We start from the raw sequence: 363 nt of genomic DNA, 5'->3' as shown, positions 1-363 counted from the left end.
TACTTTAATCTGTATCTTAATCTTGTTTATGATGAGTCATTATATTAAAATGATTCAATTAGGTGAAGATAAAGCAACAACACTTGGTGTGAATGTTCGATTGATATCATGGACATGTTTACTATTAGCTGCTATAATGACAGCCGTTATTATAAGTTTTACGGGTATTATTGGATTTATTGGTATGATTGTACCTCAAGTTGTTAGAAGGGTGTACAAGGTACCTATTAACGTTCAAATGATGTTGAATTTATTAATCGGCGGCGCACTTTTATTAATTGCAGATACTATTGGCAGAATTATCATAAGTCCGATTCAAATTCCGGTTGGCATTATACTCTCAATTATTGCCATACCGATTAT

Annotated in this window: 1 protein-coding gene; it reads left to right on the top strand. The window is 32.2% G+C overall.

Annotated elements, in window-relative coordinates:
* Window positions 1–49: 49 nt before the first annotated feature.
* A partial coding sequence (locus KA878_RS14485) for an iron chelate uptake ABC transporter family permease subunit (protein WP_245336778.1) occupies window positions 50–363 on the top strand: 314 nt, incomplete at its 3' end.

It is taken from the genome of Staphylococcus sp. GDY8P57P (genome assembly GCF_017892585.1).
In the GTDB taxonomy this organism is placed as follows: Bacteria; Bacillota; Bacilli; order Staphylococcales; family Staphylococcaceae; genus Staphylococcus; species Staphylococcus borealis.
The sequence above is the reverse complement of the archived record's forward strand: the minus strand, read 5'-3'. Positions and strand labels throughout refer to the sequence as shown.